Genomic DNA, 21638 nt, shown 5'->3' on the forward strand with positions numbered 1-21638 from the left:
AATATAGCAATGGAGGCGCTATAGCATGAGTCTTTTTCAATACAAGGAAATGTACGAGCGCATGGATGCGCTGGAACGGCTGGATTTGACCTTTCATTGGGGCCCGTATGATATTAGGGTGCTCCACTGTCATCTGGTTCAGTTTAGTCCCGGCAAAATTATTAATTTTCACATGCATGCAGAGTATGAATTTCATTTTATACCAGGCGGAAAAGGCACCGTCATCCTAGAAGATACGCAGTATCCGCTTGGCCCCGGCATGTTTTACTTGACCGGTCCCAATGTGCTGCATTATCAGGAAGCCGACATGCGCGAGCCGATGGAAGAGCTATGCCTCCATATTGATATTGTTAAGCGTCCCGCCAGCAAGCAAAGCTCAGAGCCAATCAGCCGCAGCAGCGATTGGGAAGAGCTTGAGGCAGTTAACTGTATCGAGAAGCTTCAATCGCTCCCCACGCAGCCCGCTATGGACAAATATATGGCAATGAGCTGCTTCGTTGAAGCTTACCGTGCCGCACAGCACAGTTATATTGGCAGCTACACTACGATAAAACAGGCAATTATTCAAATATTGCTGCGCTCTGTTAGAGCATATGAGAAGCCTGAAGAGGATTTACTTTCTATTCCTACCCGCAATATGAAGCAATATCGCTATAAGCTGGCAATCGAATATATTCGTACTAATTATGCTCAGCAATTATCGATCGACGACGTTGCGCAAAATCTTCGCTTAAGCACAAGACAGCTGCAACGGCTGTTAAAAGAGATGGAGCCGACGCAATCCTTCAGCCAAATTGTAGAGGTTATCCGTTTATCCGCTGTATGCAAGCAGCTGTTGGCCAGCGATGCTTCCATCGAAGCCATCGCCCTTCAATGCGGATTTTCCAGCGGCAACTATTTGCATTCTGTTTTCAAACAAAAATATGGCATTACACCGGCGCAATACCGGTTAGAAAATCAGCCAAGGATAAACGGCTCCGCCGTCCTGCAATTGAACGAAGGAGGCGCGTTTACCGATGAAATATAGGAACAAGTATAAGGTGAAAACTTATACTTTCCTATATTTTTAAAAACAATTAATTGGAGGTCATACTATGTCCAAAATATATCGTGTTGCTATTATCGGCTGCGGAGGCATAGCTAATGGCAAGCATATGCCAAGCTTGAGCAAGCTTAGTAATGTTCAGATGGTTGCATTTTGCGATATCGTTGAAGAACGTGCTGAAGCAGCTGCTGCCAAATATGGCGCTGAAGGTGCCAGCGTATATACAGATTACAAAGAAGTGCTTAAGGACTCTTCAATTGATATCGTTCATGTATGTACGCCTAATGATTCCCATGCTGATATTTCCATTGCTGCGCTTGAGGCTGGCAAGCATGTGATGAGCGAGAAGCCTATGGCTAAGACGGCAGAGGATGCCAAGCGCATGATGGAAACTGCCAAGCGAACAGGCAAAAAATTGACCGTAGGCTACAACAACCGCTACAGACCAGACAGCCTTCACCTTAAAGAAATTTGCAATAGTGGCGAGCTTGGCGAAATTTATTTTGCAAAAGCCCATGCAATCAGACGCCGCGCTGTACCTACCTGGGGCGTATTTCTGGACGAAGAGAAGCAAGGCGGCGGACCGCTTATCGATATCGGTACGCATGCGCTTGATCTTACGCTTTGGATGATGGATAATTATAAGCCGAAGGTTGTGCTTGGCAAAGCCCATCATAAGCTTTCACAGCGTGAGAATGCTGCCAATGCCTGGGGCCCTTGGGACCCTAGCAAATTCACAGTAGAAGACTCTGCATTCGCGATGATTCAAATGGAAAACGGAGCGACAATTATGTTGGAATCCAGCTGGGCGCTTAATTCGCTTGAGGTGGATGAAGCGAAATGCTCGCTGTCCGGTACAGAAGGCGGAGCAGATATGCGCGGCGGACTGCGTATTAATGGCGAAGAGCATAGCCGCTTATATACAAAGGAAATTGATTTGAAAGCTGGCGGTGTGGCCTTCTACGCTGGTGCCAGCGAGTCTGATGCCGATATCGAGATGAGGCTTTGGATTAAAGCGATCGATGAAGACAGTGAGCCAATCGTTACGCCAGAGCAAGCTTATGTCGTGTCTCAAATTCTTGAAGCAATTTATGAATCCTCCAAAACAGGCAAGGCTATTTACTTGTCCTAGTATAAGAAACCCGATTTACCGATTGTTAGGTTTCGGAGTTTCAGAGTTCGGAGTTCGGAGTTCGGAGTTCGGAGTTCGGACCGTCAGGATACATCCTGACGGTCTTTTTATTGCCAAAAAAGGCTATTTCAATCGAAACACTTAAATCCAAATGCAGCATTTCGGGCTGCTGAAAAACCCTTTTTATCGTCGCGAAATGTGCCAACTAAAATAGGCGCCGACCGCTTCTGTATCTAACTAAGTACATTTTGTACATCTAGATTCTCTTTTTTCGCTGAACAAACGATTCTAAATGGATTTCATGTATCTAGTTTCGCTGAATTACCCTATATTTCACGAATTCTGCCAAACTAGATGTAGTTTTTCCCCTTAGATTCACAAAAAAGCAAAATTTATTAAAACTAAGTACAAGAAATGCAGCTATATCGCATGTGTGCCCATTCCATAAATCAGGGTTTGCCAGAGCGGAAAAAAAGAGCTAACGGCATCCACCGTCAACTCTTCCTCTTGAGAGATATTAGCCTTCTATACGTACAGCTTGCTTTTGAGCAATTAGAGATAATTCAGCCGCCTTGAACGCATGCTCCTGGGTCATAGCATGGTCCGTACCGTTTATCAAATCCAGAATCATCTCACCGAAGAATGGATAGCCCACTTTACCGCTCAGACTGATATGCTGCTCGCCCTCATGTGTAACAAGATACAGCTGATCACCTTGCTGCTCACGGCCAACATCAATATACTTGCGAAGCTCGATATAACCGTCTGTCCCCATAATAATGGTGCGGCCATCGCCCCATGTGCCAAGCCCGTTTGGCGTCAGCCAATCTACGCGAAAATAGCCGGTAGCTCCATTATTGCCCACAACTGTTATATCTCCGAAATCCTCGAGCTCAGGATACTGCTTATTATTATAGTTAGCGACTTTGCTGCCAGTAATAACAGCGTCTGTATTGCCCGTAAAGGTAAGGAACTGTTCCAGCTGGTGCGAGCCGATATCGCATAAAATACCGCCATACTTTTCCTTCTCGAAAAACCACTCCGGGCGCAATGGAGCGTTAAGCCGATGCGGACCAAGGCCAATTACTTGAACAACTCTCCCGATGACGCCCTGCTCAATAAGCTTGCCCGCATATACTGCGCTTTCTACATGAAGCCGTTCACTGTAGTAAACCATGTAGCGCTTGCCGGTTTCCGCATAAGCCGCTTTTGCTTCCTCGAGCTGCTCGAGTGTTGTGAAAGGTGCTTTATCTGTAAAATAATGCTTGCCGCTTCTCATCACTTTAACTCCTAGCGGACCGCGCTGGCTCGTTACAGCAGCAGCAGCAACAAGCTGAATTTCGTCATCCTGCAAAATCTGCTCCTCAGATTCAGCAACCGTTACCTGCGGGTATCTCGCCTTGAATGCTTCCACCTTCGACGGATCAGCATCATAAACCCACTTCAATTCAGCACCGGCTTCAATAAGCCCATTGCTCATGCCATAGATATGGCCATGATCAAGCCGCATTGCTGCAAACTTGAATTGTCCTGGCTCAACGACTTTACGAGCCGCCCCTTCCGGTGCGTAGTTCATACCATCCGCCTTGCTCATACCATAGCCTCCTTTTTCTTTTTAGAGGATTCTGCTATTTTTTGCTGCAAATAGTCGTAATAAAGCTCCTCGTCTATCGGCATATCCACCCATCCGTCTGTCCATGTCGACAGCAGCATCGCATTGGAAATCATTAGCCCTTTTATACCTTCTGCACCAGGGGCAATTAAAGCCTCGCCATGCAAAATCGCATTAACAAAGTTTTGAGTAATCCCTTTATGATCAGGATTTACACCTTCTACCGGCACCTCGCATTTCCAGCATTCCGGACTTCCAAAGCTGCCAGTAAATCGCTTATTGAATTCAGATTCAGGCTCACGCAAGCGCCAGAATGTAAGCTGGTTGTTTTCAATTACAATTTTGCCTCGGTCGCCAGAAATTTCAAAACGGTTCGTGCCCGGCGCTTCGCCAGTCGTTGTAACAAATACGCCAGTAGCGCCATTTTCGTACTCAACAAAAGCGGTAACATCGTCTTCTACTTCGATATTGCGATGCTTGCCAAAATAACAGAAGGCTCTTACTCTAGTAGGCATCATTCCGATCGTCCATTGCCATAGATCAAGCTGATGCGGGTCTTGATTGAGAAGCACGCCGCCGCCTTCTCCGGCCCAGGTTGCGCGCCAGCTTCCTGAATCATAATAGCTTTGCGATCTGTACCAGTTCGTAATAATCCAGTTTGTGCGCTTAATTTCACCCAGCTCGCCGCTGTCGATTATATCTTTTAGCTTGCGGTAAAGAGGATTTGTACGCTGATTGTACATCATGCTGAACACTACATTTGATTTCTCCCAAGCTTCATTCATTTCCCGCACCTGCTTCGTATACACGCCAGCAGGCTTTTCGCACAGCACATGCAACCCGCGCTCAAAGCAAGCAATACTCAGCTCCGGATGCGAATAATGAGGTGTTGCTATAAGCACAGCATCAATTTCCTTGCTGTCCATCATTTCATAAGGATCTGTATATCTGAGTACTGCTTCGCCCAGTTCTTGCTCGGCCCACTTCAAATTTTCAGGAATGGCATCGCAGACAGCTGCTAGAGTTACACCGGATACCTCGTCTTTTATCAAATATTTAATATGTCCTTTGCCCATATTGCCAACGCCAATGATGCCTAGTCGAACGTTCTGCATGCTTCAATCTCTCCTTTTAAGCACGATAATTTTACAATGTATACGTTTATCGTATCACGTGTAAGCGGACTCAACTTCATTGGCGTTTTCTAATAATCTCTTTTATTTAACTCTGGTTGATGTATAATTAAACTACTTAGACGGGGGGCTGAATCTTGGTGTCTAACTCATTGACTCATTTTCCTTTTACGATGGGAAGCTCTGTGAATTATAATCCAGTTTTGCACTATCATACTCACTCTCAATATGAAATCTATTACTTTCATGGCGGTAAAGCGAATTATATTATTAATGATCGTATTTACGTGCTGGAGCCAGGCGATCTTTTTCTATTGCATGGCATGACGATGCACAAAGCGCATGTCGATCCGGATACCGCCTATCATCGTACAACGATTCATTTTGATCCCTACTATTTCAAAAAATTTATTCAGCCGTCTTATACGCCAGATTTATTAATTCCTTTCCGAAAGCTTCATAATGTACGCTTGCAACTGCGCGGTGAAGAGAAGCTTGCTATGGAAGCCCGCTTATCCAGTATGCTGAAGCTGTATAAAGAGCAGACCGATTATTCCTTGCAGCGCTTTCAAGCTCAAATGCTCGATTTGATGATTGTTATTCATGAGCTCTGCCAAAAGCCGCTGCAGGATATTCCAGAATTCCCTTCAGCACGCGAAGAGCATGTGCAGCGCATTATTTCTTATATCGAGCAAAACTTTCAAGAGGAGCTTACTCTAGAGCTTATTCAGTCTGAGCTTCACCTGAGCAAGTACTATTTGGCCAAAACATTTAAAGAAATTACCGGAATGACTATTTTTTATTTTTTAATGCAGCGCAGAATATATGAAGCCAAGCTGATGCTAATTGAAGACGATATGCCGATCACAAATATCGGCTATGAGGTCGGCTTTAAGCATCCATCCCACTTCAGCAGGGCGTTCAAGCAGCATACGAATAAAACGCCTGAACAGTATCGCAAGGAGAACAAACGCGTACGCTCGTCCAACAAATCCTTGCCGGCAGAGCGTGCCATATTTGAGTCATTTCCTGGACATCATACGCCATAATTAGCCGGATCCGTAAATGTTCTGAGCGTTATACTTTATTATTACCAAGGATAAACAGCTCCGCCGTCCTTCGCTAAAACGAAGGAGGCGCGTTTACCGTTGAAATATAGGAACAGGTATAAGGTGAAAACTTATACTTTCCTATATTTAAAAAAAGGACTGTCTGCATCATCTCCATGATGCGGACAGTCCTTTTAAAATTTATTTATTAGCCTTGAAGAAGCAATTGCTCAGGATCCTCGAGCATTTCCTTCACAGCTACCAGGAAGCGAACTGCTTCGCTGCCATCAACGATACGATGGTCGTAGGACAATGCGATATACATCATCGGACGATTTTCCATACGCTCATCATCAATAGCGACAGGGCGAACTTGAATTTTGTGCATGCCCAGAATACCCACTTGTGGAGTGTTCAGGATTGGTGTGGATAGCAATGAGCCAAATACACCACCGTTAGTAATTGTGAAGCTGCCGCCTTGCAAATCGCTTAGTGCAAGCGTATTAGCACGAGCCTTCTTCGCAAGCTCTCCAATAGAACGTTCGATATCTGCAAATCCAAGACGATCTGCATCACGTACTACTGGAACAACCAAGCCTTCCTTCGCAGATACTGCAATACCAATATCATAGAATTTCTTCACTACGATATCTTCTCCGTCAATCTCTGCATTAAGAAGTGGGAACTGCTTCAAAGCGCCAACTACAGCTTTAGTAAAGAAGGACATAAATCCTAGATTTACATCGTTCTTTTCAAAGAAAGCTTGCTTGCGACGCTTGCGCAGGTCTAGAATAGCTGTCATATCTACTTCATTAAAAGTAGTAAGCATAGCTGCTGTACGCTGAGCCTCAACTAGTCGGTTAGCAATTGTTGCACGGCGGCGCGACATGCGCTTGCGCTCTACTGGCTTGGCGTCGTTGCTTGCGCTAGCTGCTGCTGGAGCTGCAGGCGCAGAAGCTGAAGCCGCTGGTGCCGGTGCTTGTACACCATGTGTACGAACATCATCCGGATAAATTCTGCCGATTTGATCCTTGCCTTGCACCTGGTTCAAATCAATGCCTTGCTCGCGAGCAAGCTTGCGGGCAGCTGGCGTAGCATTAACGGATGCTGCTGTTGATTGTACAGGCGCAGCAGCTGGTGCTGCTGCAGGGGCCGATACTGCCGCCGGAGCTGCAGTTTCAGCTGCTGAAGCCGGTGCCGCCGCCGGTGCTGGAGTTGCAGGCGCAGCAGCACCTGAACCAGCACCAATTGTACCGATTGCTTCACCTACAAGCACAACATCTCCGTCTTGCTTAGCAATGCTGGCAACAACGCCGCTGCTGTCAGCACTGATTTCAATATTTACTTTATCTGTTTCAAGCTCAAGAAGCACATCACCTTGATTAACGGTATCGCCTTCTTTGACAAACCATTTTGTAATCGTGCCTTCCGAGATCGATTCACCTAATTCTGGAACAATAATATCTGCCATGTCTGTCTACCCCCTAACCAAATTCGATTCGAATGGCTGGCCATTCAAAGCGGAAGAAATAATCGTCTGCTGTTCTACTGCATGAACCTCTTGATGGCCGCTTGCTGTACTTGAACGATCCGGACGGCCGATATAGCGAACCGGGATTTTCTCAGATACAAGCGCGCGAAGACGAGGCTCCATATAGCTCCATGAACCCATATTTTTAGGCTCTTCCTGTACCCAAACGATTTCTTCAAGCTTCGGAAACTGCTTAATAATACGATCGAGTTCAGCATGCGGGAGCGGATATAATTGCTCAACATGCGCTACACGCAGCCAGCCAAAATCCTCATCACTGCGCGAAGCGAGCGCTTCGTCAATATCGACTGTAATCTTACCTGTGCCAAGCAGCAGGCGTTTTACTTTATCTTTTGCAGCCTTCGATTCAGTCAAGCTGAATTGCGGCAATACCGGCTTGAAGCTGCCTTCACTAAACTCAACGCCGTGCGAAGCAACGCGCGGGTTGCGGATCAAGCTCTTTGGAGCCATAAGTACAAGCGGACGAACGTTCTCGCTCTTAAGCATAGCGGCTTGCTTGCGCAGCAAATGGAAATATTGCGCAGCAGTAGTCAAGTTCGCTACTGTCCAGTTATTGTCAGCTGACAGCTGCAAGAAACGCTCTAGACGCGCGCTGGAGTGCTCAGGCCCTTGGCCTTCGTAGCCGTGCGGAAGCAAGACGACAATACCTGATTTTTGCGACCATTTTGCACGGCCAGCAGAGATAAACTGGTCGAAAATTACTTGTGCAACGTTCGCAAAATCACCATATTGCGCTTCCCAGATTACAAAAGTTTCTGGCGCAAAAATATTGTATCCATATTCAAAGCCAAGCACCGCAGTTTCTGAAAGCGGGCTGTTGTATACAGCAAACGAAGCTTTCGCTTGAGGCAGTATATGCATTGGCGAAAATTTCTTGCCATTGACGGAGTCATTAAGCATAACATGACGATGAGCAAATGTACCTCGTTCGGAATCCTGACCGCTAAGTCTAATCGGAGTTCCATCCGCAAGAATCGATGCGAAGGCCAATGCTTCAGCATGCGCCCATTCTACTTTTTCGCCGTCGTTAAGCGCAGAAGCTCTGCGCTGCAAAATACGCTTCAGCTTCGGATATTCAGTGAAGCCTTCCGGACGATTAAGCAGCTCCAAATTCAGCTCGCGAAGCGTCTCAAGCGGCACTGCTGTCGATACATCCTCGGATACGATGAAGCTTGCATCCTCGCCATGATGCGGCACAGCCTTGCCTTCGTTGGACTTCAAGCTGTCGTAAGCTCCCTGCAATGTAGCTGCAGTACGCTGGCGCAGCTGCTCCACTTGAACCTCTGTCAGCGCCTTATGAGCTAACAGCTTATCGCCGTATATTGTAGCCACCGTAGGATGATCACGCACTTTAGAATACATTAGCGGCTGCGTTACATCCGGATCGTCCATTTCATTATGGCCATATCTGCGATAGCCTACCAAATCAATAACGAAGCCCTTGTTGTAGCGAATGCGATATTCGCATGCCAAACGGACAGCAGCAAGACATGCTTCCGGATCGTCTGCGTTAACGTGGACAATCGGAATATCAAAGCCTTTAGCCAAGTCAGAAGCATAGTGTGTGGAACGCGAATCTTCACTGTTAGTTGTAAAGCCTAGGCGGTTATTAGCAATAATATGCAGCGTTCCGCCATTGCGGTAGCCGTTCAGCTTGTTGAAGTTCAATGTTTCGGCAACGATGCCTTCACCGATAAATGCAGCATCACCATGCACGCAGATCGTTACTGCGCCGTTAGGATCCTGAACCGGGAAGCCTGCAGAGGATCTATCCTCTTGCGCTGCTCTTGTAAAGCCTTCAACAACCGGATTAACAAATTCAAGATGGCTAGGATTATTAGCAAGAATAACGTTTGTACGAACGGTCTCGCCTTCTTTTACAGCGCGGTCAGCACCAAGATGGTACTTCACGTCGCCAGTCCAGCCGTAGTTAATGCCCATCGAGCCTTCGGACGGCCCAAGCTCCTTGTTAGGAGAATGATGGAATTCAGAAAATATTTTTTCATACGGCTTGCCCAAAACATGCGTCAGCACGTTGAGGCGTCCGCGGTGAGCCATGCCGATCAGAATATGGTGCGCGCCATCATGGGCAACTGCGCGAACGATCTCGTCAAGAACCGGGACAAGCATGTCGACCCCTTCTATGGAGAATCGCTTTTGACCAACAAAGGTGCGATGAATGAAGCTTTCGAACTGCTCAACTTGCATTAAGCGCTCAAGCAATGCTTCTCTTTCTCTATTCGTAAGCGGAGCCGGGAATGTCGCAGATTCCGCTTGTTTATGAAGCCATGTACGTTCTTGCTCATCATGAATATGAGTAAACTCATAGGCTGCTGAGCGTGTATAAATTTTTCTCAGACGCTTTATCGCGTCCCATCCATTATTCAAGTCGCTTGGAGCGTTATCCCAAATAAGAGATGCCGGCATTGCTCTCAAGTCTTCTTCTGTAAGACCGAATGTTTCAGGTTCAAGCAAACCGGTATCCGCAGTTGGGCTTAGCTCGAGCGGATTAATGTCCGCAGCTAAATGGCCGTACCTGCGTATGTTCAGCATAAGCTGATGTGCGGCAACGACCTTCTTCAACATATTCGCGTCTAGCGATCCGCTCACTGAAGGAGCTGATGCTGCCGCTTGATTTGCGTTCTGTGCCGACGTGCTTGAAGCAGCGCCTTTAGCAGCAGACGTAATGGATGGCGGTGCTCCCCAAAGCTCAAATAGTTCTCGAACCGATGCTTCAACAGCAGACGGATCGGTCAGGTAAAGCTCATACTGCTCCTGCACATAACCAAGATTGGGACCATAGTAGTTTTTCCAAGGCGAATGATTGCGCTCTTCATTGAAGCTCATTGCAGAAAATTCCACCCTCTCTGTTCTTAACCATCCTATTATTTTCTTTGACGAATAAAATCATGCATCTTCGCCAAAACACTATGAAATACTTCATAAATATTTCATAATTAAATCATGCATAATGATATTGCATAATCTCTCTTTATTGTAGTACAATACGATGCTTGCTTCCATACTCTTATTGGCATCGGTTTCATCACTTTCTAGCATCAATCAGCTGCAAAATCCCCTTATTCCATCTCATAAATGCCGAAAATCGATCCGTTTTTCAATTTTTTCAATATCATTTCCATTTTATGTACATGATAACGTTTTAGCCTTTTGCTAGCATCGACAACTTTCTTTGTTTTCATAACTGGGAGCACCCTTTTTCCATTCTCTTTTTCGCATAGAAGTAGCAGTTTTGACCTAAGGATGAACGGCTTCGCCGTCCTTTGGACAGGGTGCGTTTACGATAAATGATAAGAAGAAGTTTATAGAAAAAACTTAATTTAAAAAAGCCCTTCGGCTGAAGGGCTTTTAAACGGATGCAAATCTATATGATGTTATTGAGCTTGTCGTTAAAGGTTGCAAAGAATAACAGTCCTGGAGCGGAGCTCGGTAAACCGTTCATTTTGTAACGAATCCTGAATACACTATTTCACATAAAATGTCCCTTTTGAAATTCTGACGCATCGTAGAGACGCTATCTGTGAACAAATGCTCATATGGGCAGCGTTTTATAGCGAATAAGTACGCTGTGATTCGTTACAAATTTAAAACATGCTTTTTTGGCATAATAGCGCTGCTGGCATTCGTTACAATTCCCAAACATTGAAACACCCTTTATTTTGCGAAATACGCCAATGCTTATTTGGGCTGCGTTTCCTCCATCAATAAGTTTGCTCAGATTCATTGCCAATCCAATAATGATGCGATTATACATTATACTTCCCAGTTTTGTTCTTGTAATTTAAGCAAAATACGTGCTGGGGCACAATAAATCAGCGCTTCGGTCGTCAAGATCGAGATCAAATCTTTGCCAGCAGCTCAACGAGCGTACGCACCATTACGCCGGTAGCTCCCTTCGGCTCCCAGCCGCGCGCCGTTTCAAGCCAGGCAGTGCCGCCAATATCGAGATGCACCCACGGCAGATTTTCAGCAAAATGCCCAATGAACAAGCCGCCCGTAATGGTGCCGGCATATCTTCCTCCGCTATTTTTCAAATCCGCAGCATCGCTTTTTATTAATTTCTTATACTCCGGGTAGGCTGGCAGCGGCCACACACGCTCTCCTGAACGTTTGGAAGCGGAAATGACGTCTACCAAAAATTGTTCGTCATTTGTAACTGCGCCAGTCGCTTCATAGCCGAGGGCAACCATTACTGCTCCGGTTAATGTCGCAACGTCAACAAGCCGGGTTGCGCCGCGCTGAATGGCCACTGTCAGTCCGTCTGCCAGCACGAGCCTGCCTTCCGCATCTGTATTCACAACCTCCACCGTATAGCCGCTTAACGTACGCAGCACATCGCCCGGCTTAAGCGCCCGGTCGGACGGCATATTTTCGGCGGCCGGAATAACAACAACGGCATTGACAGGAAATTGAAGCCTGGCGATTGCTTTAATTGCACCTAGAACTGCGGCGGCGCCCCCCATATCGGAAATCATCTCTTCCATGCCAGAGGCCGTTTTTAACGATATGCCGCCGGTATCAAAGGTAATGCCCTTGCCGACCAACCCCCATACTTCCTCGCTGTTAGGATCGCCGTTATAGTGAAGCACAATCATGCGAGGCGGATGGATGCTGCCCTGGCCAACGCCGAGCAAGCCGCCCATTCCCTGCTCTGCCGCTCCCCATTCGTCTATCACTTCAATATCAAGCTCATGCTCCTGCGCAATTTTTTCCGCTTCCAGCGCAAGCTGCTCAGGCGTAAGCTGATTGCCTGGCAAATTCGTAATATCCCGCGCATACGCTACCGCCTCAGCAATAATCTGCCCTCTTGCAACAGCTGCATCGAGGCGCAGCTTATGATACCAGGTCGGGTCGTTCTCCGACTCCCATTCGGGAGAAAGCACGACTGTCTCCAGCATGTAACGATCCTCCGGCGATTTTTTAATCGGCTGTCTCGTATGCAAGGCCAAAATAATCCCTTCCGTTACAGCCTGAGTTACATTGCTGCTGCTTTCAGCCGTAGCATCCGCGGAAAAAAGATTATCATGCAATACGACCTTGACACGCTTCGCTTTTATGTTTTTAAGCGCCCTCGCTGCTGCCGCTGCAGATTTTCTCCAGCTGTCCCCGCCTTCCTCTTGATCAACTCCAGCATATACGACATGCTTTACAGGCAGCAGGCCAAGCGTTGGCAAAGACATAATTTGCTCTGTTTTGCCTTCAAATTGTTTATTCGCATAGCTCTCTCTGAGCACATCATCCAACTGGCTTGCTACAATTTCAGATCTGGCATCCAGCTCCTGTACATCGACAAATCTGATAACAGCATCATATTGCAGCTCTTGCTCATCGCTTCTCAGCATAATTTCTATACTCATTTTTTTCATCCTCTCCAAACATTTTCACTCTAGCATGGCCTTCATTCCATCACAAACCTATTCATTACAAAGTATGTTTGAAAAAAGCTAATGCATTCTCATTATAAAAATAATAGTCGAGGAAATTACCCCGACTAAATTTTAATCCTTTACGTATGTAATGGCAAATAAATTGTAAATTCTGTTCCTACTCCTTCCGTGCTATTCACTCGGATATTTCCGCCATGATTGCGAATAATACGATAGCTTACTGAAAGCCCTAACCCAGTACCTGTTTGCTTTGTTGTAAAAAACGGATCAAACAGCTTGCTCATCGTTAATTTATCCATTCCGTAGCCATTATCTTTAATTGCAATTTCAACATATTTCCCATCACTGTTGACATAAATATTAATTTTTCCGCGGCGCCCGCTTTGCTCGCTGTTTACAGCGTCAAGCGAGTTTTTGATCATGTTTAGGATGACCTGCTTAAGCTGCTTCACATCAATAGACACATATAAGCCAGTAGCAAATTGATCAATTGAAATCTCACAGTTTTGCAAGAGCGCTTCACTTTCAATCAATATAGTAACATCTCTTAGAAGGCTCTCAATCGAAGTTTTTTGCTTCATAGGGGCGGACGGCTTGGAGGAATTCAAAAACTCGTTAATAATATCATTAGCCCGGTCAATCTCTGTTAAAATAATTCTAGCATATTCTTCCTTGCCTATCTCCAGCAGATAGGGGCGAAGCAGCTGAATAAATCCTCGAATGCTAGTAAGAGGATTGCGTATTTCATGGGCAATCGCAGCAGAAATTTTTCCGAGCATGGCGAGCTTTTCATTTTGAAAAGCACTTTGCTCAATTTGTCTGAATTCCGATACATCCTTGACGCTAATTAAAAAGCCGCCATCGAGCTGCTCTCCATACGTAATTGTGGCAAGCAGATGCTTCCCATCATTATACTGGAACTCATAGTACCGGTTTTTCTTTACCATCATCTCACGATAAATGCGTAATATCGCCCTCTTTGCCGACAAAGCCAAACTCTTATGTAATAAGATTTCCTTGATCGAACAGCCGATCAGCGTCTTTCTTGGAATGTCCAAATGTCTGGCCATTTGAACATTAATAAATGATAGGATGCCATCACTATCAAATAGAGCTATCCCACTATCCATATGCTGCAGAACATTTTCATATTTGTTTTTCACTTTCTCAGTGGATTGATTTGAACGAAACAATAATTCTCTCATTTCATTAAATCTCACATCTGACGCCGCGTCCACCTCCCCTGCAAGCTCGTAATTTTCTCCGCTCTCGCTTGCCGAATGAGATGTCTCCATCAACTCTGTCAAAAAAACAAATGATCGATTGTACAGTTCTACGATTTCCTTGGAATCAACATTAACAGCCAAAGTCTGAAGGCAATCCTCATGCACAGATAATATTTGTTCCGGATTTATGCCTCGCAGCTGCCTGCCTATTTCATTGGCCTGGATTAACGACGTTTCCTTTCCATAGCGGATATACTCGGCTAACGCCGGGAAATAACGCTTTCTTACGACCTGCATCAACCTCTCCTCCCCGGCAATGTTCGCGCTTATGGACAATAGTAGCATCTACATATTATGATAGAGTTCATTTACAAAGTATGTCAATCGGAGATAATGTCGAATAGAAACAATTTCTTTTATACATTTATTAGGCGTTAAATGACAATTTTCGCTAAAAAATAATATAATTTTACTCCTTTCGCCATCTATTTAATTAATATTTTCGTTACTTTACTATTAATTTATCACTTTTTGCTTATGGGACTTATCTTTTCGACAAGCTTCTTCATCTATAGTGCAGCTATATGATTATTTACCTAGAGCATAAAAGCGCAAAAAAAGTCAATCCTTTAACAGGATTAACTTTTTATGCCTTTAGTGTTTCTGCAGCAGCTTATTCCTTCTCGCATTCAATGCCCGCAGCCTTCTCTTAAGCATGTACTGCCAGCTGCTGTCCTCAATCTGATACGCAAACTGGAGCAGATCCAGCGCCATATCGATTTGACTTCGAACAACCTCCATTGCATCTTCATCTTCATGATTCACACAGTTTTCCAGCAGCTCTTCCTGCGATTGTTCTATATAATCGTTAAAATCCACTTCAACGGCCCCGTCGCCTTGCGCAAAATCCGCCAAAAGCTCGTAGTCCCCTTTCGCCAAATAATGGATGTCGACCCGTTGGCAAACTGGACAAAACAATACAGGAACATGATGAATATGCGTTTGAAGATGCTTTAATGTCCCTCTTGTGCCAAGCATGCTAGCACCGCAGCAAAAGCTCATCGAATAGCCTCCCCCGTGTTGTTTATTCCATCATATTCGTTTTGACTGCCGCACATTCCTTAATAGAACAAAAATCAGCTTGCTGAATAATGACAATGCTTAATTAGACAAAGATAATAATTGAAAAAAAGAAACGTACCCTTGGCTAAGCCAAAAATACGTTTCCTCTATATTAGTTATATTTGTAAAAGTTCGCTTCAACGATTATTTCTTCATTGCTGCTACGATCAAATCCCCCATAGCGGTCGTGCTGATCGCTTTGCTCTTATCAACGGCAATGTCCGTAGTACGGTGGCCTGCGTCAAGCACTTCTTTGACTGCATCCTCAATAGCCTGAGCTGCATCGTGGTAGCCAAATGTCAGTCTGAACATTAACGCTACGGAAAGGACAGTAGCGATTGGGTTGGAAATGCCTTTCCCAGCGATGTCGGGAGCGGAACCATGCACTGGCTCATACAAGCCAAAGCTTCCTTCGCCTAGAGATGCTGATGATAGCATGCCGATTGAACCAGTAAGCATTGCTGCTTCATCACTCAAAATATCCCCAAACATGTTTTCAGTTACGATAACATCGAAGCTGGACGGACGGCGCAGCAATTGCATTGCGCAGTTGTCCACAAGCACATGCTCCAGTTCAACTTCCGGATATTCAGCAGCAACACGCACAACGACTTCGCGCCATAGGCGGGATGTTTCAAGCACGTTAGCTTTATCTACAGAAGCAAGACGCTTGCCGCGTGTCATTGCAATATCGAAAGCTTGGCGTACGATACGCTCAACTTCTTTCACGTTGTATACACAAGTATCAACAGCTTCCTCTCCGTGAGCACCCTCGCGGCGGAACTTCTCGCCGAAGTAAATACCGCCAGTAAGCTCGCGAACAACGATCAAGTCTGTGCCTTCCAGCACCTCTGGTTTAAGAGTGGAAGCTTCCTTCAAGCAATCGAATACAGTAGCTGGACGAATATTGGAGAATAGGCCCAGCTCCTTGCGGATGCCTAGAAGACCTGTTTCAGGACGAAGCTCCTTGGAGTTGTTGTCCCATTTTGGTCCGCCTACTGCGCCAAGCAATACAGCGTCTGCGCCTTTGCACAGCTCCAGCGTTTCCTGCGGAAGCGGCGTGCCTTTCTCATCGATGGCGATACCGCCGAACAAGCCATGCTCAGTCTCAAATTGATAGCCGAAGAGCTCTTCTGTTTTTTTCATTACTTTTAAAGCTTCACCGACTACTTCTGGACCGATACCATCTCCGCCTAGAACGGCGATTTTTTTCACTTCTGACATATGTGTAAACACTCCTTGGTTTCATTCTGCATCTAGTATCATTTGTACCATAAATCTAGTAGGATTACAAAGATATAAAAACTATTTAGACTATAGCCTTAGCCTATAAAGCTGCCGCTGAATAATTGCCCTAAAGTAAAGGCAGCACACTCGGACCAATGCCCTCGTGCGCTGTCTTTTTTGATCTATTGCATCCGCTTAAAACAAGCAGGAACGAGCAGCTTATTACTTCTTGATCCAATGCATCAATTCGCGAAGCTGTTTACCAGTTTGCTCGATTGGGTGAGCTGCTTCGTTACGGCGAGTAGCTGTAAGCATAGCACGGCCCGATTGATTTTCCAAGATGAAGTCGCGAGCAAAACGGCCAGCTTGGATATCTTCCAATACGCGCTTCATTTCTTTTTTAGTTTCTTCAGTAACGATACGAGGACCAGTTACATAGTCGCCGTACTCAGCTGTATTGGAGATGGAATCACGCATTGTCGCAAGTCCGCCTTCATACATAAGGTCAACGATCAGCTTAAGCTCATGCAAGCACTCGAAGTAAGCCATCTCAGGAGCGTAGCCAGCTTCTACTAGAGTTTCAAAACCAGCTTTAACTAGCGCAGAAGCACCGCCGCAAAGTACAGCCTGCTCACCGAACAAGTCAGTTTCTGTTTCTTCCTTGAAGGAAGTTTCGATAACGCCCGCACGAGTACAGCCGATGCCTTTTGCATAAGCAAGACCGATTTCTTTTGCTTTGCCGCTAGCATCTTGATGGATAGCAATTAGTCCAGGAACACCGAATCCTTCTTCGTATGTGCGGCGAACCATATGTCCAGGGGACTTAGGTGCTACAAGGAATACGTCAGTTTCAGCATCAGCAACGATTTGGCCGAAGTGAACGTTGAAACCATGAGAGAACATAAGAGCTGCGCCTTTTTTCATGTTAGGAGCAATTTCTTCAGCATATACTTTTGCTTGAGTTTCATCTGGAAGCAAAATTTGAATGATATCAGCAAGCTTGGTAGCCTCACCAACGGAAAGCACTTCAAAACCGTCTTTTTTAGCAACTTCTGCTGATTTGCCCGGACGAAGGCCGATAACAACTTTTACGCCGCTATCGCGAAGGTTTTGCGCTTGCGCGTGGCCTTGGCTTCCATAACCGATTACTGCAATAGTTTTACCTTGAAGTACGCCTAGATCTGCGTCTTTTTCATAATACAATGTAGCTGACATAATAATAATTTCCTCCTTTAATTTAACCCTTTTGAGCGGGTGTTCAAAAGGACTATCGCTTGATCTTCCTCTTGAATACCCGCTCAAAGCGGGATATAGAACATTATAGCTTGCTTATAATAAAATTTCACTTCTATTAATTGCAGCGGCGATTTTATCTCGCATTGCCGCGGATCAATGCCGTTACGCCTGTACGTGAAAGCTCACGGATACCATATGGCTGCAGCAGCTCAATCATCGCGTCAATTTTACTTGTATCGCCGACGACTTGAACCATAAGCGAGTTAGTGCCGATATCAACTACCGCTGCGCGGAAAGTTTCCACCACTCCTAATATTTCAGGTCTTGCCGCAGGCTCGGCACTTACTTTAATAAGTGCCAGCTCGCGCGCAACCATTGGATTAGCGCTCAAATCGATTACCTTTATAACATCTATAAGCTTGTACAGCTGCTTCGTAACTTGCTCAAGCGTATGGTCATCTCCTTCTGTAACGATGACCATGCGCGACAAGCCAGGCTCTTCGCTGGCGCCCACAGTAATGCTCTCGATATTGAAGCCGCGGCGTCCGAACAAGCCAGCTACACGCTGCAATACGCCCGGCTGATCATTGACAATGACTGCGATCGTATTTTTCTTCATTCCGCATCCCCCATGATCATTTGGTCTATTGTGCTGCCTTGGGCAACCATTGGATATACGTTCTCATCTCTGCGGACTACGAATTCCACTACCGCCGGCCCCGGATGGCGAAGCGCTTCTTCCCAAGCCGTTCTTGCTTCCTCTTTGTTGGTAGCACGGAAGCCTTTAACGCCGTAGGCTTCAGCAAGCTTGACAAAATCCGGGCTTCCGGCAAGGTCAATATGACTGAAGCGATTTTCATGGATCAACTCCTGCCATTGACGAACCATGCCTAGCACCTGATTGTTCAAAATAACGACTTTAACCGGAATATTGTTAATCGCGCAAATCGCGAGCTCCTGCGCGCACATTTGCATACCGCCGTCACCATTAATAGAAACGACTACACGATCCGGATTAGCCATTTGTGCGCCGATCGCTGACGGGAAGCCAAAGCCCATTGTGCCAAGTCCGCCCGAGGTTACCCAGGAGCGCGGCTTATTGAACTTGTAATATTGAGCCGCCCACATTTGATGCTGACCGACATCTGTCGTTACGATAGCGTCACCGCCAGTTGTATCATGGATCATCTCCACCACCCATTGCGGTTTAAGCTCATCTTCGGAATCAATATAGCTGAATGGATACTGCGCTTTGGAAATTTGAATCTGCTCTCTCCACTCATCAGCCAGGTCAGCGCGCTTAGCCAATTTATTAACTTGCTGCAGCACCGTCTTAACATCGCCGACAATAGGAATGTCCGTTGGCACGTTTTTGCCGATTTCCGCAGGATCAATATCGATGTGAACGATTTTGGCCAGCGGAGCAAAGCCGGACAGCTTGCCTGTTACGCGGTCATCAAAACGAGCTCCGATGTTGATTAGCAAATCTGCTTTTTGTATAGATGTATTCGCTGTGTAGGTACCGTGCATGCCTGGCATGCCCAGCCACAAATCGTTGCCGCTCGGGAAGCCGCCCAAGCCGAGCAAGGTCGTTGTAATTGGAATTTGTGTTTTTGTAGCAAACTCAAGCAGCTCCTCATGCGCGCCGGAATATACAACGCCGCCTCCTGCAAGGATGAGTGGCCGTGAAGATTGCTCAATCGCTTTAATGAGCTTTTCAACCTGAAGCTTATTAGGCGATACAGTCGGATTATAACCGCGGATGTTAACATCATTGACAGGCTTGAACAGCGTTTTCGCCGCCGATACATCCTTCGGAATATCGATAAGCACCGGACCTTTGCGGCCCGTATTGGCAATATGGAAAGCTTCATGAATAACGCGCGGCAGATCCTCTACCTTGCGCACCAGATAGCTGTGCTTCGTAATCGGCATCGTAATGCCAGTAATGTCCGCTTCTTGGAAAGCATCGGATCCAATCAAATGCGACATGACATTCCCTGTAATAATAACCATTGGTACAGAATCCATATATGCCGTCGCAATACCCGTTACAAGATTTGTTGCACCTGGGCCAGATGTAGCGATACATACGCCTACCTTTCCGCTTGCGCGGGCATAGCCGTCAGCCGCATGGATAGCGCCTTGCTCATGTCTTGTAAGTACGTGATTGAAATCGGGATTACCGTGCATTGCATCGTAGATGTACAATACTGCACCGCCAGGATAACCAAATACACAATCCACACCTTCAAGCAGCAAACTGCGCAGCAATATCTCCGATCCAGATATTACTTCAGGCTTTGACATTTTTTCAATTAACTCTTCTTTCGACTTTAGCGTTACATCTTGCGTTGCCATCAGTCATCCTCCTCTCAAAGAAAAACAAAAAAACCTTCCATCCCTCAAGCTTCAATAATAAAGCTATGAGGGACGAAAGGTATGCTTCCGTGGTACCACCCAAATTCGTTACTCATCTCTCGACAAATAACCTCAGCAGGTTAGAACAAACATTATTGTTCTACCTATGGCACTTTAACGCTTGCCTTGCGATTTCCCCTAATACGCATAACTTGACATGAGATGCTTTTCAGGGAAACAGCTCCGAGGTGAGCTCGTAGAAAAGGGGTTTTGGCGATGGTTTCAGCTACTCCAGTCGCTCTCTGGTCAAAATTGCCCTTAACACTTCGTCCTCATCATTGCCGATTCACTATTGTCCACTTGCTAATAAGCAAGAGAGAATGTAATACTTTAGACCATTATATGCCGATAAAGAGCGTTCGTCAAGCTTTGCTTTGCGCTTTGCATGCTCTAATTTCTATTATATACATAATGCTCAAAATCATCCATGCCGTCAATACTTTTATAGCACGCCGTGCTTTTTTACAGGCTGGTCACAAGGATAAACGGCTCCGCCGCCCTTCGCATGAACGAAGGAGACGCGTTTACCGATGAAGTATAGGAACAGGTGTAAGGTGAAAACTTATACTTTTCTATATTTTTAAACACGCTGTTCTTCCCACTTAATCAAAATCCGCCGAAGCCGCCTTTAAAGCCGGGCCCCCCAAAGCAGCCCCCGCCGCAGCCCCCGCCGCAGCCGCCACAGCCAAAGCCTCCGCAACCACAGCCTGAGAAAGCCAATGCTCCGATCGCAACAATACTGAATAACGCAAGTGCAAAAATGAATTTCGTCTGTACGGTTTTGCCGCGTGATTTTTTAATCGGAGCCACATACATTGTGTTACCTTGTATTCGTATTAGCTTGCCTCGGACGACAGATCCGTCTTGGCGCACGGCGTAGATGGATTTTCCAATCAATTTGCGTACCTGCTTTTTTGATACCTTACGCATGCATAATCCCTCCTTTTCCGTTGTTCTTCAACGTATGTACAGGAAGGGACATTTGCTTGTATGTTTGTCCGCGCACCAGCAGGAAACAATAAAAAGGGCTGTCTAATCGTCAAAAATAACGAACAGACAGCCCTTATCACAGCCTAGCAATTAGGCATTAACTTTTTCTTTTGCAACATTAGCTAGCGAGTTGAACGCGCTAATATCGTTAACGGCAAGATCAGCAAGGATTTTGCGGTTAACTTCAACGCCTGCAAGGCGAAGGCCATGCATAAATTTGCTGTAAGACAATCCGTTAATGCGGGCAGCCGCATTGATACGAACGATCCAAAGTCTGCGGAAATCGCGCTTTTTGTTGCGGCGATCGCGGTATGCATACATCAAAGATTTGTTAACTTGCTCTTTAGCTGTTTTAAACAGGCGATGCTTCGAACCGAAGTAGCCTTTAGCTAATTTTAAAATTCTATTACGACGACGAGTGCGGACAAATCCGCCTTTAACTCTTGCCATGAAAGGAACCCTCCTGTAGGTTAATGTTACTTAAC

Annotated in this window: 18 protein-coding genes; 3 read left to right on the forward strand and 15 right to left on the reverse strand. The window is 45.8% G+C overall.

Features of this window, described 5'->3' with window-relative positions:
- The first annotated feature begins 25 nt into the window (after positions 1–25).
- Both V1L65_RS01055 and V1L65_RS01060 read left to right on the forward strand, forming a co-directional pair.
- Entirely contained in the window at positions 26–1027 is a 1002-nt protein-coding gene (locus tag V1L65_RS01055) for an AraC family transcriptional regulator (protein ID WP_331697190.1), read from the forward strand.
- Between the two features lie 67 nt (positions 1028–1094).
- Positions 1095–2177 (forward strand): Gfo/Idh/MocA family protein, encoded by a 1083-nt coding sequence (locus tag V1L65_RS01060; protein ID WP_331697191.1) that lies wholly within the window; start codon positions 1095–1097, stop codon positions 2175–2177.
- 517 nt (positions 2178–2694) lie between these two features.
- Here the strand turns inward: V1L65_RS01060 and V1L65_RS01065 are convergent.
- Both V1L65_RS01065 and V1L65_RS01070 read right to left on the reverse strand, forming a co-directional pair.
- Positions 2695–3771, reverse strand: coding sequence for a Gfo/Idh/MocA family protein (locus tag V1L65_RS01065; RefSeq protein WP_331697192.1), 1077 nt, complete (start codon positions 3769–3771; stop codon positions 2695–2697).
- Entirely contained in the window at positions 3768–4904 is a 1137-nt protein-coding gene (locus tag V1L65_RS01070; protein WP_331697193.1) for a Gfo/Idh/MocA family protein, read from the reverse strand. Before V1L65_RS01070 ends, V1L65_RS01065 begins: the two co-directional genes overlap by 4 nt.
- Before the next feature lie 158 nt (positions 4905–5062).
- On the opposite strand from V1L65_RS01070, the gene V1L65_RS01075 reads away from it, so the two are divergent.
- Positions 5063–5971, forward strand: a complete 909-nt coding sequence (locus V1L65_RS01075; RefSeq protein ID WP_331697194.1) for a helix-turn-helix transcriptional regulator — start codon at positions 5063–5065, stop codon at positions 5969–5971.
- 208 nt (positions 5972–6179) lie between these two features.
- Here the strand turns inward: V1L65_RS01075 and odhB are convergent, their stop codons facing one another.
- The 13 genes from odhB to rplT all read right to left on the reverse strand — a co-directional run bounded on the left by odhB (position 6180) and on the right by rplT (position 21603).
- The gene (gene odhB, locus V1L65_RS01080; protein ID WP_331697195.1) at positions 6180–7442 is read right to left on the reverse strand and encodes a 2-oxoglutarate dehydrogenase complex dihydrolipoyllysine-residue succinyltransferase; all 1263 of its coding nucleotides are present in this window, start codon (positions 7440–7442) and stop codon (positions 6180–6182) included.
- A gap of 6 nt (positions 7443–7448) precedes the next feature.
- The gene (locus V1L65_RS01085) at positions 7449–10370 is read right to left on the reverse strand and encodes a 2-oxoglutarate dehydrogenase E1 component (protein ID WP_331697196.1); all 2922 of its coding nucleotides are present in this window, start codon (positions 10368–10370) and stop codon (positions 7449–7451) included.
- Positions 10371–10463: 93 nt separating this feature from the next.
- Positions 10464–10586 carry a hypothetical protein gene (locus V1L65_RS01090; RefSeq protein ID WP_331697197.1) on the reverse strand — a complete coding sequence of 41 codons (123 nt, stop codon included), beginning with the start codon at positions 10584–10586 and terminating at the stop codon, positions 10464–10466.
- A 17-nt stretch (positions 10587–10603) separates the two neighbouring features.
- Positions 10604–10726 (reverse strand): hypothetical protein, encoded by a 123-nt coding sequence (locus V1L65_RS01095; RefSeq protein ID WP_331697198.1) that lies wholly within the window; start codon positions 10724–10726, stop codon positions 10604–10606.
- A gap of 657 nt (positions 10727–11383) precedes the next feature.
- Complete coding sequence (locus V1L65_RS01100) at positions 11384–12901, reverse strand: leucyl aminopeptidase (protein WP_331697199.1); 1518 nt, start codon at positions 12899–12901, stop codon at positions 11384–11386.
- A gap of 149 nt (positions 12902–13050) precedes the next feature.
- Positions 13051–14454, reverse strand: coding sequence for an ATP-binding protein (locus tag V1L65_RS01105; protein WP_331697200.1), 1404 nt, complete (start codon positions 14452–14454; stop codon positions 13051–13053).
- Between the two features lie 357 nt (positions 14455–14811).
- On the reverse strand, positions 14812–15219 hold the full coding sequence (locus V1L65_RS01110) for a hypothetical protein (protein WP_331697201.1): 408 nt from the start codon (positions 15217–15219) through the stop codon (positions 14812–14814).
- Positions 15220–15423: 204 nt separating this feature from the next.
- Positions 15424–16503, reverse strand: a complete 1080-nt coding sequence (gene leuB, locus V1L65_RS01115; RefSeq protein WP_331697202.1) for a 3-isopropylmalate dehydrogenase — start codon at positions 16501–16503, stop codon at positions 15424–15426.
- A gap of 225 nt (positions 16504–16728) precedes the next feature.
- The gene (gene ilvC / locus V1L65_RS01120; protein WP_331697203.1) at positions 16729–17721 is read right to left on the reverse strand and encodes a ketol-acid reductoisomerase; all 993 of its coding nucleotides are present in this window, start codon (positions 17719–17721) and stop codon (positions 16729–16731) included.
- A 154-nt stretch (positions 17722–17875) separates the two neighbouring features.
- Entirely contained in the window at positions 17876–18361 is a 486-nt protein-coding gene (gene ilvN / locus V1L65_RS01125; protein WP_331697204.1) for an acetolactate synthase small subunit, read from the reverse strand.
- Positions 18358–20103: a biosynthetic-type acetolactate synthase large subunit gene (gene ilvB, locus V1L65_RS01130; RefSeq protein WP_331697205.1), complete on the reverse strand. Its 1746-nt coding sequence runs from the start codon at positions 20101–20103 to the stop codon at positions 18358–18360. Before ilvB ends, ilvN begins: the two co-directional genes overlap by 4 nt.
- A 666-nt stretch (positions 20104–20769) precedes the next feature.
- On the reverse strand, positions 20770–21093 hold the full coding sequence (locus V1L65_RS01135) for a hypothetical protein (protein ID WP_331697206.1): 324 nt from the start codon (positions 21091–21093) through the stop codon (positions 20770–20772).
- Between the two features lie 150 nt (positions 21094–21243).
- Positions 21244–21603 (reverse strand): 50S ribosomal protein L20, encoded by a 360-nt coding sequence (gene rplT / locus V1L65_RS01140; RefSeq protein WP_331697207.1) that lies wholly within the window; start codon positions 21601–21603, stop codon positions 21244–21246.
- Between the last annotated feature and the right edge of the window lie 35 nt (positions 21604–21638).

Origin of the sequence: Paenibacillus sp. IITD108 (assembly GCF_036541265.1) — a bacterium.
Taxonomy (GTDB): Bacteria; Bacillota; Bacilli; order Paenibacillales; family Paenibacillaceae; genus Pristimantibacillus.